The sequence below is a fragment of the Marinobacter sp. Hex_13 genome, from assembly GCF_001566815.1.
GTDB lineage: Bacteria > Pseudomonadota > Gammaproteobacteria > Pseudomonadales > Oleiphilaceae > Marinobacter > Marinobacter salarius.
In genome coordinates, this window is the sequence record NZ_LSMM01000067.1 from 20,596 (window position 1) to 32,843 (window position 12,248).

Below are 12,248 nucleotides of genomic sequence, written 5' to 3' on the forward strand. Positions count from 1 at the left end.
GTTCATCCGTATTTTCTAAAGACCCGCTCCTAACGACAAGCGTATGTGGTTACGGACCAGCAGGTTTTCCCAATAGTGTCTCATCCAGTCCCATGCAACGTTCCTTGTCTGTTCTACGAACGGGTCCAGGTTCAGTTCGTAATAGTCCGGTGAGCCGGCAATCTGCAACACGGTGACGGTGATGGACTGGTCCAGTTCGTTGGCGAACGGTTCGCCGATCAACTGATGCGCCAGCAGATTTGCCCGTGTTGCCTCCACGTCGACCAGTTCGCTGGCGCGGGTGGAGCGGTTGTTCTCGTACATTTCCTCCATCAGGCGGTGGCAGAGATAGGCTCGTATCAGAAGCCCGTCAAGGCCATCATAACGTACCAGAAGAACCGACGGTTGAGTAAAATAACCGATGGCAGCCTCTACAAAAGGCGCAAACAACTCGGCCTTGCCGGCTTCTCTCGCACAGGCTTCCACGCACTCAATCAGTCGTGGCGCCATTTCGATGTACTCAATGGCAAACTGGAACAGGCAGGTCGCCGGTTGGTAACCGTCAATGGTGATGGTGGCAGGCAGCGACGACGCCCTTTCCCGCATCTGCTTGAGAAAGGTGCCGGAACGGGCTTCCTGCCGTCGGGCCTGATCAATGATGTCGAGAACTACCTTTGGTGTCATTTCAGGAGATGCCGGTCTCTGAACGGAATGGGGTCGCAAGGCGCCTCCCGTTATACGCATGGGATCGTCAGGGGCATGGGGAAGCGGCTGGCTACCGCAACATGCCTGCCTTTTCTCACAAGTGTAGACGAGATTTAACAGGCTGCTGTGGTGTGTGCATTAAACCTGAACGTGTTGTCCATGGATTGGCTTCAAGCTTCTTCACTGTTCTGAAAACCAGCGATCGTGCCGCGAATGGCTCAGAAACAGCCAACCCATGGAAATTGCCCGTGCCAGCATCAGGCAGATCAGCGAGAACCACAGTCCATGATTACCCCACCCGGTCGTCAGCCACCAGACCGGGAGGAAGACCACCAGCGCCGAAAACAGCATGGTGTTCTGCATGTCCCGTGTGCGGGTTGCGCCGATAAACACGCCATCCAGAAGGAATCCCCACACCGAGGCCAGCGGCAGCATCCACAGCCAGGGCAGATAGTCCCAGGCGGTTGCGCGCACTTCCTCGATACCGGTCAGCAAGCCGATGAGGAAGCGCCCGCCAAGAACAAAGGCGACGGTAAACAGCACGGAACCCCACAATGACCACCGGAATGCCACCCGAAAGACGTTTTTGAACTGGCGCCGATTGTTTCTTCCCACCGCTTCACCAATCAGTGCCTCGGCGGCATTGGCAAAGCCGTCAAGGCCGTTGGAAATGATCAGTAGAAAGGTAATCAGCACCGCGTTGGCGGCCAGTATGGTGTCGCCCTGTCGCGCACCCTGTGCGGTGAAGAAGGCCAGCACCAGAAGCAGGGCAATGGTGCGCACCATGATGTACCGGTTGACCTGTAATATTCTGAGGTAGTCCCGCAGCTGCCCGAACAGCGCCCGCTCAAACCCCTGGCCGTCCGGCATGCGTTTCAGCACCATGTAAAACCCGATGGCGGCTGCCGAGTACTCTGCCATGACGGTGGCCATGGCAACACCCCGGCTGTTCCAGCCAAAACCGGTCACAAAGAGCACATCGAGAACAATGTTGAGCCCGTTGGCCACAATCAGCATGACCATGGGCCCCCGCGCGTACTGGGTGCCTATCAGCCAGCCCACCAGCGTGTATTGGCAGAGGACGGCCGGCGCGCTCCAGATACGGATGCTGGCGTACTCTGCTGCCAGCACCGCAACACGTTCACTGGGGTTCATCAGTGTCAGGCCCAGTTTGATCAATGGCTGATGGAACAGAATCAGCAACAGGCCGATACCGATCGCCAGCAACACGGAGCGTAGCAGCAGGGCAATCTGCGCAAATTCATCGCGTTTGCCCCAGGCCTGGGCAGCCAGCCCCGTCGTGCCCATGCGCATAAAGCCAAAGGTCCAGTAGAGGATGCTGAACAGGTTTGCGCCCACCGCGACAGCCCCCAGATATTCCGGTGTATCGAGGTGTCCCAGCACGGCCGTATCCACAAGCCCCAGCAGCGGCACAGTGAGATTGGTGAGCATCAGTGGCCAGGCCAGCGCCCAGAGCCTGCGATCGGTGGTGGCGAGTTGCGGAGCGGATTCTATGGGAATGAGCGACCTTCCTTCTTTGGCATATTTATGGGTGGATGGACTTTCGCATTTTTTTGATCTGTGTCTATACTGGGTTGTGTATTATCCATAGCAGACTTCCACCCTGGCTTGGATCGTGTGTGCGAGCACTGTCTGAAACAGGGGGATTGGACGCAAAATCCGACAAGAATAACACTCTGTGGAGACACAGTATTATGCGCGTGCACGCTAAGCGGGCAGGTGTCCTCTTGGGCGGGCTTATGACGCCAGCGTTGTCCATGGCGGACTGGACGCTGAACATGAGTCCCGGGGTCACCGGTACCAGTAATGAAATCTTCAGCCTTCACATGACGATCCTCTGGATCTGCGTTGTCATCGGCATCGTGGTGTTTGGGGTCATGTTCTGGTCCATCTTCGCCCATCGCAAGTCCCCGGGCCGGAAACCGGCAAACTTTCACGAGAATACCCTGGTCGAGATTCTCTGGACCATCATACCCCTCGTGATTCTTGTGGTAATGGCGATTCCTGCCACTGCAACGCTTGTGGACATGTACGACACCAGCGAAGCTGACGTAGACATCAAGGTCACCGGCTATCAGTGGCGCTGGAAATACGACTACATAGAGGATGATTTTGGATACTTTTCCAATATCACCACCAGCGATGACGAAATCTACAACCGCACCGAGAAAACCGAGAACTACCTGCTGGAAGTAGACAACCCGATGGTAGTGCCTGTTGGGGCGAAAATCCGCCTGTTGGTCACCGCCAATGATGTTATCCACTCCTGGTGGGTGCCTGCCTTCGGCGTGAAGAAGGACGCCATCCCCGGCTTTGTGAACGAAACCTGGACCAGGGTCGACGAGCCCGGTATCTATCGTGGTCAATGCACCGAACTGTGTGGCGTAAAACACGGTTTCATGCCTGTGGTGGTCAAGGCGGTGCCTCAGGACGAATACGATGCCTGGGTGGCTGAGCAGAAGGAGGCGGCCCAGCGTGAGCGTGAGCTGACCGAGAAAGACTGGACCCTGGAAGAGCTGATGGCACGTGGCGAAAAAGCCTATGCCAGCGCGTGTGCTGCCTGCCACCAGGCGGATGGTAGCGGTGCGCCGCCAGCATTCCCGGCTCTGAAGGGCAGTACAGTCGTGACCGAAGACATGCAGGCGCATATGGATATTGTTGTAAACGGCGTTTCCGGCACCGCCATGCAGGCGTTTGGCGGTCAGCTGAGCGAAGTCGACCTCGCTGCGGTCATCACCTACGAGCGGAATGCCTGGGGTAATGACACCGGTGAAATGGTGACGCCAAAAGAAGTCTTTGAGTACAAGAATCAGGAATGATGAACCGGGTGGGTTGGAGCGAAGGCTCCAGTCCACCCTATCCAATGACGCCAGATTAATGACATCACCAGCCTGAATATACGGCGGTAACGGGGGTTTTTCATGAGTGCGGTTGCAGATACCCACGCCCAGGACGATCATCACCACGGCCCCGCAAAGGGCTTTTCTCGGTGGCTGCTGACGACCAACCACAAAGATATCGGGACCATGTACCTGATATTCAGTTTTGCGATGTTCCTGCTCGGCGGAACCATGGCCATGGTGATCCGGGCGGAACTGTTCCAGCCGGGCCTGCAGATTGTTGAGCCGGAATTCTTTAACCAGATGACCACCATGCACGGTCTTATCATGGTGTTTGGTGCGGTGATGCCGGCCTTTGTGGGCTTGGCGAACTGGATGATTCCATTGATGGTGGGTGCCCCTGACATGGCGCTGCCGCGAATGAACAACTGGAGCTTCTGGCTGCTGCCCTGCGCGTTCCTGATTCTGGTGTCCACGCTGTTTATGGAAGGGGGGGCGCCCAACTTTGGCTGGACCTTCTACGCGCCATTGTCGACGACCTATGGCCCACCGAGCACCACGTTCTTTATCTTCGCCGTTCACATCATGGGTGTGTCGTCGATCATGGGCGCGATTAACGTAATCGCCACTATCCTGAACATGCGGGCACCAGGCATGACGCTGATGAAGATGCCCCTGTTCGTCTGGACCTGGCTGATTACGGCGTTCCTGTTGATTGCCGTTATGCCGGTGCTGGCCGGCGTCGTCACCATGATGCTGATGGACATCAACTTCGGCACCAGCTTCTTTGATGCCTCCGGCGGTGGCGACCCGGTACTGTTCCAGCATGTGTTCTGGTTCTTCGGGCACCCCGAGGTCTACATCATGATCCTGCCTGCGTTCGGGGCGGTGTCCCACATTATTCCGGCGTTCTCCCGCAAGCCGTTGTTTGGCTACGCCTCCATGGTATATGCGGTGGGCGCCATCGCCCTGCTGTCGTTTGTGGTCTGGGCTCACCATATGTTCACTGTTGGCATTCCCATCGCCGGTCAGCTGTTCTTCATGTATGCGACCATGCTGATTGCCGTGCCCACGGGCGTGAAGGTGTTCAACTGGGTGGCGACCATGTTCCGGGGGTCACTGACCTTCGAGGCGCCGATGCTGTTTGCGGTCGCCTTCGTCATCCTGTTTACCATCGGCGGTTTCTCCGGCCTGATGCTGGCCATTGCACCGGCTGACTTCCAGTATCACGATACCTACTTCGTGGTAGCACACTTCCACTACGTACTGGTACCGGGCGCCATCTTCGGCATCTTTGCCTCGGCGTATTTCTGGCTGCCCAAGTGGACTGGCCATATGTACGACGAAACCCTGGGCAAGACGCATTTCTGGCTGTCGTTCATCGGTATGAACCTGGCCTTTTTCCCGATGCACTTCCTCGGTTTGGCGGGTATGCCGCGGCGTATTCCGGATTACGCGCTGCAGTTTGCCGACTTCAACATGGTGTCCAGCATTGGCGCATTCATGTTTGGTGCCAGTCAGATCCTGTTCCTGGTGATTGTGATCAAGTGCGTCAAAGGCGGTGAAAAGGCCTCTGCCCAGCCGTGGGACGGTGCCGAAGGCCTTGAGTGGACAGTGCCCTCTCCGGCGCCCTACCACACCTTTGCCACGCCGCCGGAAGTGAAGTGAAACAGAGGCTGACTGGCGCCCACAACAACAAACGATAACGGATAAGCCATCGGAGATTGTCATGGCGGAAAACCAGACGTACTACGTTCCGGAACAGAGCAAGTGGCCGATTGTCGCCACCGTCGGGCTGGGGGTTACCCTCTACGGCGCGGCGGCCATTATGGTGAACGGCCAGCAGGGTGAGAGCACCACCGGCTCCTGGGTGATGTTCTTGATCGGTTCCCTGATCATGGCCTACATGCTGTTTGGATGGTTCGGGACCGTCATCAAGGAAAGCCGGTCAGGCCTGTACAGCCCACAGATGGATCGTTCCTTCCGTTGGGGTATGAGCTGGTTCATTTTTTCCGAGGTCATGTTCTTCGCGGCTTTCTTCGGTGCCCTATTCTACACCCGGATGTTCGCGGTGCCCTGGCTTGGCGGCGAAGGCGACCGCGGCAGCTCCAATATCCTCTGGGAAGGTTTCCAGGCGACATGGCCGCTGATCAACAATCCTGACCCCGACGCTTACCCGGCACCGGAAGGCATTATCGGCCCCTGGGGTTTGCCACTGATCAACACCATTCTGCTGGTGACGTCGTCCTTTACGGTTACGGTTGCGCACCATGCCCTCAAGGAAGACAACCGCAAGAAGGTCAAACTCTGGCTGAGCGCTACCATTGCGCTGGCGCTGATCTTTGTGTTTGTCCAGGGCTATGAATACGCTCACGCCTATCAGGATCTGAATCTGACCCTGCAGTCCGGCATTTATGGCAGCACCTTCTTCATGCTGACCGGGTTTCACGGCGCCCACGTGATACTGGGTACCCTGATGCTAACGATCATGTTGATCCGCATACACAAAGGCCATTTCACAGGTGATTACCACTTCGGGTTCGAGGCGTCGGCGTGGTATTGGCACTTCGTGGATGTGGTCTGGCTCGGGCTGTTCGTCTTCGTTTACGTGCTCTGACGACGCGCGTCAGGGGGTCGGATTCAGGGTCAGGCCCCCTTGCCATACTGAAATCAGAATGACTGCCAGCAGCAGTACGCTGAGGGCGACCCGCAACGCCAGGGAATTCAGGACACGGTTCGTTTTCCCGCCATCCCGGATCAGGAAGAATAGACCGCTGAACAGGCTCACCAGAACGGCCAGCATGAGTACGACAATGAGAATCTTCAGCATGGGAAATCCTGTAAACGGGAATGTAGATCCAGAGCCCACTATAGCAGAGCATGTCTGATCCAACCGATCGTTCTCGTCGCCAATGGCACTTCGATTGGCGCCTGTTGGTGTTCGCCGGCTTCTTTCTGCCGGTACTGTTAGGCCTGGGGATCTGGCAGCTGGAGCGAGCAGGAGAGAAACAGGCCCAGCTTGAACAGTGGCAGCAACAGGCCGGAAACCTGAGCTGGTCGCAACATCTGGCGGCCGGCCTCGAAGCCGGGCAACCGGTGACACTGTCCGGCCGTTACAGCGAGGTATCCTGGCTCCTCGATAACCGTACACGCGATGGCGCGCCGGGCTATGAGGTACTGACCCTGTTCCACCCGGTTCAGGGCCGCCCGGTGGTTGTGAATCGCGGTTGGGTACAAGCTCCCCGGCGACGTGATCAACTGCCCGATGTCAGTTATCCGTCCGGAGAGCTTAGTGTGAAGGGGCGGTTGAGTGAGTTTCCGGAACCCCCGGTGCTCAAGTCCGTGCCATCTGACAAAGCGGGCTGGCCGAAGCGAACACAGTCGCTGTCCCACGGGCAGGCTCGGGAAATTGAGAGTGGTGTTGCCAGCCTGGTACTCAGGCTTTCCGGGCCGGAGCAACCTGGCGCCTACCGCGCCGACTGGGCTCCAGACCGGATGGGGCCGCAAACCCATTATGGATATGCCGTGCAATGGTTTTCACTGGCCATCGCGCTGGTTATATTGACGGTCGTAGCGAGCTATCGCAAAACAGGAGTCCGTAATCACAATGACAACGGCTGAGCGCATGGACCAGAAAGACCCGGACGACAACGTCTCTCCGGAGCAGGTACGCCGCGGCAGGCGAACCGCCCTTTTACTGTTTGCCATCGGTTTCGGTCCGATGATTTTTGCCACTATCATGTACTACACCGGCTGGCTGAATCCTGCCGGCAATAGCAATAATGGCGAGCTGATCCAGCCGCCGGCGCCCCTGGCTCAAATGCAGCTTCAGGGAGCCAGCGGCAACCCGCTTGTCGACCGCTTTGGCCCTGACGAACCCGACGCCGAATGGATGATGGTGGTGGTTTCCGAGCAATGCGCCTCGGAGTGTGAAGAGCTTCTGTATCTGGCGCGCCAGGTCAATATTGCCCTGGGCAAGAATGCTAACCGGGTAAATCGTTCGGCCTGGCTCGGCACTATCCCTGACGATCTTTCGGTTCGCTGGAGCGACGAATACAGCTCCATGGAACGGCTGAGTATCCTGGAGGGCCGCGCTCCGAAATGGCCGTCCGGCATCAACCCGGAGCACCAGCCACGGATTCTGCTGGTGGACCCCTTTGGTAACGTGATCATGCACTACGGCACCGAACACACGGGAAAGGATATGCTGAAGGATCTGAAACACCTGTTGAAGCTGTCACAGATCGGCTGACCATCAGTAACCGGAGATGCCCCGTTGAACACCACCCAACCCCGTCTTTCCCGCCCGGCCCGCCTCATGGCGCGCTGGTCGCTACTGGCCACCCTGCTAGCGGTGGTCGTCATCATGCTTGGGGCCTGGACCCGATTGGTGGACGCGGGCCTCGGCTGTCCGGACTGGCCCGGTTGTTACGGGTTTCTGACGGTGCCCCATGATGAGTCGCGGATGGCCATCGCCAATGCGCGCTTTCCCGACACGCCCGTCGACGTGGAAAAAGGCTGGCCTGAAATGATCCACCGATACGCCGCCGGCACGCTGGGGCTGGTGGTGTTTGGCCTGGCGGCCTACGCGTTCCGTCATCGTCGTGACGGCGTGCCGCTTCGGTTGCCACTGTTTATTGCTGCCTTCATTCTGCTCCAGGGCGCCTTCGGCATGTGGACAGTGACCCTGAAGCTCTGGCCGCAGGTGGTTGCCCTGCACCTGTTAGGGGGCTTTACCACCCTGAGCCTGCTGACACTGCTCACGCTTCGCCTACGCCGTAGACCGCAACCTGAAGGGGAATCACCCGGCGCAGGCCGGCCCCCCGGGTTGCGCCGTTTCCGGCCGTGGCTATACGGTGGTCTGGCGCTGGTTGTTATGCAAATTGCCCTGGGGGCCTGGACAGCGGCCAACTACGCTGCTGTGGCCTGTACTGACCTGCCCACCTGCCAGGGCGAATGGTGGCCGGCTGAGATGGACTTCCAGCATGGGTTCGATGTCACCCAGCATGTGGGGCCGAATTACCTGGGCGGGCAGCTAACGGCTGACGGTCGTGTCGCCATCCATGTCAGTCACCGGCTGGGAGCGATGATAGTGCTTGCGTACTTCACGGTTTTTCTGGCATTACTGTGGCGCAGGACAAAGCGAACACCACTGGCGTGGCATGTGCAGCTGGTGGCCGTGGCCCTGGTTGCGCAGATTGCGCTGGGCCTGGCCAACATCGTGTTTCATATACCTCTGTCAGTGGCGGTGGCGCACAACGCAATGGGCGCAGGGCTTTTGCTGGCAGTGATCAATCTGCTCTGGCGATTTCATCAACAGGCCCTGCCAGAGGCAGCAAAAATAGAACCTACAACAACAATCGAGCGAGAGGTGACGGCATGAGCGAGCACGTAAAGGCACTGCCGGCGCAGGGAACGACCAACGAGTCCGCTGCCGCGGGCATTTCCTGGCGGGATTTTCTGGAGCTGACCAAGCCCACTGTGGTGGCGATGATGATCCTCACCTCAGTCATAGGCATGCTACTGGCCACACCGGGCGTGCCGGGTTGGGAGGTTATGCTCTACGGTAACCTGGGCATCGCCCTGCTGGCGGGCGCGGCAGCCGTGGTCAATCACGTGGTGGATCAGAAAATCGACACGGTCATGGCCCGTACCCGCAAACGGCCCGTCGCCACCGGGAAAATCTCGCCGCTGGACGCACTGCTGTTCGCAACCGTGCTGGCGGTTGCCGGCATGGTTATCCTGGTGTGGCAGGTGAATGCGCTGACAGCCTGGCTGACCCTGGCATCACTGGTGGGGTATGCGGGCGTCTACACCCTGTTTCTCAAGCGTATGACCCCGCAGAACATCGTTATCGGTGGCCTGGCCGGCGCGATGCCGCCACTGTTGGGCTGGACAGCGGTGACCGGGCAAGTGGAAGGTCACGCCCTGTTGCTGGTGCTGATCATCTTCGCCTGGACGCCACCGCATTTCTGGGCACTGGCCATCCATCGCAAGGAAGAATACGCCAAGGCCGGTATTCCCATGCTGCCAGTCACCCATGGCAACAAGTACACAGAGTTACATATACTCCTGTACACCCTGATGCTGCTTGCTGTCAGCCTGCTGCCGTTTGTCACCGGTATGTCTGGCGTTATCTATCTGGTGGGTGCACTGGCCCTCGGCCTGCGTTTCCTGCAGTATGCCGTACGGTTGCTCAGAGGTGATGACCGTCGTGTTGCGCTCAACACCTTCAAATATTCCATCACCTATCTGATGGCCCTGTTTGTGGTGTTGCTGGTCGACCACTTTGTGTTTTTCTGAATGCTGATTTACCGGAGATTTCATGGACCGTTCGATTCGCCTGACGCTGATCCTGCTGCTGTTGGTTGTCGTGCTGATCTTCGGGCTGGTGGTTGGACGGCAGGTGTTGCTGGTCGGAAATGACCAGCCTTCACCCCCACCGGAACTCAGCAGTATCAACGCCTACGTGTACGACAACAGTCGTCAACTTGCAGAGTTCGAGCTGCTTAACGAACAGGGCGAAACGGTCACCCGGGACAGCCTGAAGGGCAAATGGACGTTTGCTTTCGTTGGTTATACCAATTGCCCGGACATCTGCCCCGCTGCCATGGCGACCCTGCGCAAAACCGACAAAATGCTACCGGAGGAGCTACCGCAGCCGGAGTTCCTGTTGATTTCCGCCGACCCGGAACACGATACGCCCCAGAGACTGAAAGACTATGTGGGCTTTTTCGGCGACGACTTTCACGGCCTGACTGGCGACATTGAGACACTAAGAGAGCTCGCCAGAAGCATGAACGCGGTTTTCTCCCAACGTCAGGTGGATGGCGAACGGCTGGTGGAACACAGCGGGCATTTCACACTGATCAACCCGGACGGCGAAATGACCGCCGTGCTTCAGCCTCCCCACAAGCCGGAAGACCTGGTTGAGGCCTATCGTGAGATCTACGAGTGGGCTCGGGAAAATCATCCGCGAGCGTCCCAGTCATGACCCTGCGCTCCTCGCTTTGACTCGGCTGACTTCCTGCTCCCACTGACTTAGACTGCCTACCGGCTTTCCCCAGGGGTTCTGTGATGCCAAATTCCCACCCTTCCTGCACACCGCCGCGGGATCTTTATCTGGTCGTGGTAGCGGGTGCCATTCTGTTGCTGGTCACCCACGGCCTGGGCCGTTTCATCTACACGCCGCTATTGCCGTATCTGGTGGACGATGGCCAGATCACTGCCGGGCAGGGTGCTGCGGTGGCCACTTGGAACTACCTTGGCTACCTGCTTGGCGCCTTGCTGGCCATCCGCTGGCACACCATCAGCCACATTCGCATGCTGCTGCCAGCGTCCCTCGCGGTTCACCTGTTGACCACCCTTGCGATGACACAGACTGACCACCTTGGGGCCATGTCCACCGCCCGCCTGTTTAACGGCATCGCCAACGGCGTTGTCTTTGTCCAGGCTCCGGCGTTGATCCTGGAATGGCTGGTGCTGCGCAACCGCGCCACTCTGAGTGGGCATCTCTACATTGGTGTAGGCCTGGGCCTTTTGGTATCAAGTGGCCTGGTCAGCTCCAGCGCCCACTGGCTTGAGGGGACTGAACGCTGGTGGCCTGCCGTCGTGCTTTCCATCCCCCTGGCCTGGTGGGCCACGGCGCGGTTACTCCGACTGGGCGTACCGGTGAGGGCGCAAAGCGACGGCGAAACCCCGCCGGGAAAATCGCCCTTGTTTGACCGGGCAAGTGTGCCCCTGTTTCTCTCATATGCCGGGGCTGGTCTCGGTTACATACTGCCGATGACGTTCTTGCCATTGCTGGCCAAGGACCAGTTACCGGCCGACCACTGGCTGCTGGATGGCGCCTGGTTCCTGGCGGCTGTGGCGACGATCCTGTCACCCTCGATATGGAACTATCTTGGTGCAAAAATAGGCGATCTCCCTGCATTGCGCATGAATTTCGTGGTACAGCTTGCCGGCGTCCTGGCAGCAGTGATCTTGCCTGGTGCCTTGGGCCTGGCGGTTTGTGCCGCCCTGGTGGGCAGCACGTTCGTGGGTACGGTGATGCTCACCCAACGCATCGGCCGGGCCCTGCATCCGCACCAGGGGCCGCGACTGTCAGCGGCAATGGTGTCGGTCTACGGCTTCACCCAGATGGCCGGCCCGTGGCTCACCAAGCAATGGCTGGAAGCCGGCGGCACCCTGACCACGGCCTTTGGCATCGGGGTGGTGGCGTTGGCTCTTGGAGCGGTGTTTGCGTTTTTTGTGCCTTTGCCTGGGGGGGCTGGCAGGACTGATCGTTAGGGGGCATGAGAGTGGCAGTTGTCGCGTCTGTTGAGATAAGCGCATCAACGTTTCGCGCAAAACAAGTTTAGACCATAGTACCCTTTGGAGAATTACGGGAGTTACCTAAGGGTGTGGGGGTATTTTATTTTTCAATAAAGAAAATGGTGTCCGAGCAAAGCGAGTTCATTTTCATTTGAAAAATAAAATACCCCCACGCCCCTCCCCCAACCCGACCAGTCCTAACCAAAGCAAAACCAATGCTCCCAATCAACAAAACCATCCCGGACCTACTAACCACCCTGGACCCAGAAACAACCGTCCTGCTACAGGCCCCACCGGGCGCCGGTAAAACCACCAGGGTGCCACTGGCCCTGATGGATGCTGACTGGCGTGAGGGCCGGAAAATCCTGATGTTGGAGCCGAGACGTTTGG

At 58.3% G+C, this 12,248-nt stretch carries 12 protein-coding genes; 9 read left to right on the top strand and 3 right to left on the bottom strand.

Translation table 11 applies throughout. The features are described 5' to 3' along the window. Positions 1 to 15: 15 nt before the first annotated feature. Positions 16 to 663 (bottom strand): hypothetical protein, encoded by a 648-nt coding sequence (locus AXW11_RS16615; protein WP_036207815.1) that lies wholly within the window; start codon positions 661 to 663, stop codon positions 16 to 18. Positions 664 to 864: 201 nt separating this feature from the next. Next, entirely contained in the window at positions 865 to 2,136 is a 1,272-nt protein-coding gene (locus AXW11_RS16620; RefSeq protein WP_228301409.1) for an MATE family efflux transporter, read from the bottom strand. A gap of 263 nt (positions 2,137 to 2,399) precedes the next feature. Between AXW11_RS16620 and coxB the strand changes: the two genes are divergently transcribed. The 3 genes from coxB to AXW11_RS16635 all read left to right on the top strand — a co-directional run bounded on the left by coxB (position 2,400) and on the right by AXW11_RS16635 (position 6,162). After that, a complete protein-coding gene (coxB, locus tag AXW11_RS16625) occupies positions 2,400 to 3,524 on the top strand; it encodes a cytochrome c oxidase subunit II (RefSeq protein ID WP_041332748.1) in 1,125 nt (374 codons plus the stop codon). Positions 3,525 to 3,626: 102 nt separating this feature from the next. Then, positions 3,627 to 5,213, top strand: a complete 1,587-nt coding sequence (gene ctaD, locus AXW11_RS16630; RefSeq protein ID WP_091643261.1) for a cytochrome c oxidase subunit I — start codon at positions 3,627 to 3,629, stop codon at positions 5,211 to 5,213. A gap of 61 nt (positions 5,214 to 5,274) precedes the next feature. Further along, a complete protein-coding gene (locus tag AXW11_RS16635; RefSeq protein ID WP_041332750.1) occupies positions 5,275 to 6,162 on the top strand; it encodes a cytochrome c oxidase subunit 3 in 888 nt (295 codons plus the stop codon). Positions 6,163 to 6,171: 9 nt separating this feature from the next. Here the strand turns inward: AXW11_RS16635 and AXW11_RS16640 are convergent, their stop codons facing one another. Further along, on the bottom strand, positions 6,172 to 6,375 hold the full coding sequence (locus AXW11_RS16640; RefSeq protein ID WP_007152938.1) for a twin transmembrane helix small protein: 204 nt from the start codon (positions 6,373 to 6,375) through the stop codon (positions 6,172 to 6,174). Positions 6,376 to 6,425: 50 nt separating this feature from the next. Here AXW11_RS16640 and AXW11_RS16645 point away from each other — a divergent pair, with 50 nt between their 5' ends. From AXW11_RS16645 to AXW11_RS16670, 6 genes are all read left to right on the top strand, one after another. Further along, positions 6,426 to 7,166 (top strand): SURF1 family protein, encoded by a 741-nt coding sequence (locus AXW11_RS16645; protein WP_041332752.1) that lies wholly within the window; start codon positions 6,426 to 6,428, stop codon positions 7,164 to 7,166. Further along, positions 7,153 to 7,797 carry a redox-active disulfide-containing membrane protein gene (locus tag AXW11_RS16650; RefSeq protein WP_052479383.1) on the top strand — a complete coding sequence of 215 codons (645 nt, stop codon included), beginning with the start codon at positions 7,153 to 7,155 and terminating at the stop codon, positions 7,795 to 7,797. The genes AXW11_RS16645 and AXW11_RS16650 overlap by 14 nt, the downstream gene beginning before the upstream one ends. 24 nt (positions 7,798 to 7,821) lie before the next feature. Next, on the top strand, positions 7,822 to 8,928 hold the full coding sequence (locus tag AXW11_RS16655) for a COX15/CtaA family protein (RefSeq protein ID WP_041332753.1): 1,107 nt from the start codon (positions 7,822 to 7,824) through the stop codon (positions 8,926 to 8,928). Next, positions 8,925 to 9,848: a heme o synthase gene (gene cyoE, locus AXW11_RS16660; RefSeq protein ID WP_036207795.1), complete on the top strand. Its 924-nt coding sequence runs from the start codon at positions 8,925 to 8,927 to the stop codon at positions 9,846 to 9,848. The genes AXW11_RS16655 and cyoE overlap by 4 nt, the downstream gene beginning before the upstream one ends. Before the next feature lie 22 nt (positions 9,849 to 9,870). After that, complete coding sequence (locus AXW11_RS16665) at positions 9,871 to 10,539, top strand: SCO family protein (RefSeq protein WP_091643265.1); 669 nt, start codon at positions 9,871 to 9,873, stop codon at positions 10,537 to 10,539. Positions 10,540 to 10,622: 83 nt separating this feature from the next. Beyond that, the gene (locus tag AXW11_RS16670) at positions 10,623 to 11,834 is read left to right on the top strand and encodes a YbfB/YjiJ family MFS transporter (RefSeq protein ID WP_041332754.1); all 1,212 of its coding nucleotides are present in this window, start codon (positions 10,623 to 10,625) and stop codon (positions 11,832 to 11,834) included. Positions 11,835 to 12,248 lie beyond the last annotated feature (414 nt).

Coding starts and splice junctions, on each gene's coding strand:
- AXW11_RS16615 (WP_036207815.1), bottom strand. CDS start 663: ATGACACCAAAGGTAGTTCTCGACATCATTGATCAGGCCCGACGGCAG.
- AXW11_RS16620 (WP_228301409.1), bottom strand. CDS start 2,136: ATGCTCACCAATCTCACTGTGCCGCTGCTGGGGCTTGTGGATACGGCC.
- coxB (WP_041332748.1), top strand. CDS start 2,400: ATGCGCGTGCACGCTAAGCGGGCAGGTGTCCTCTTGGGCGGGCTTATG.
- ctaD (WP_091643261.1), top strand. CDS start 3,627: ATGAGTGCGGTTGCAGATACCCACGCCCAGGACGATCATCACCACGGC.
- AXW11_RS16635 (WP_041332750.1), top strand. CDS start 5,275: ATGGCGGAAAACCAGACGTACTACGTTCCGGAACAGAGCAAGTGGCCG.
- AXW11_RS16640 (WP_007152938.1), bottom strand. CDS start 6,375: ATGCTGAAGATTCTCATTGTCGTACTCATGCTGGCCGTTCTGGTGAGC.
- AXW11_RS16645 (WP_041332752.1), top strand. CDS start 6,426: ATGTCTGATCCAACCGATCGTTCTCGTCGCCAATGGCACTTCGATTGG.
- AXW11_RS16650 (WP_052479383.1), top strand. CDS start 7,153: ATGACAACGGCTGAGCGCATGGACCAGAAAGACCCGGACGACAACGTC.
- cyoE (WP_036207795.1), top strand. CDS start 8,925: ATGAGCGAGCACGTAAAGGCACTGCCGGCGCAGGGAACGACCAACGAG.
- AXW11_RS16665 (WP_091643265.1), top strand. CDS start 9,871: ATGGACCGTTCGATTCGCCTGACGCTGATCCTGCTGCTGTTGGTTGTC.
- AXW11_RS16670 (WP_041332754.1), top strand. CDS start 10,623: ATGCCAAATTCCCACCCTTCCTGCACACCGCCGCGGGATCTTTATCTG.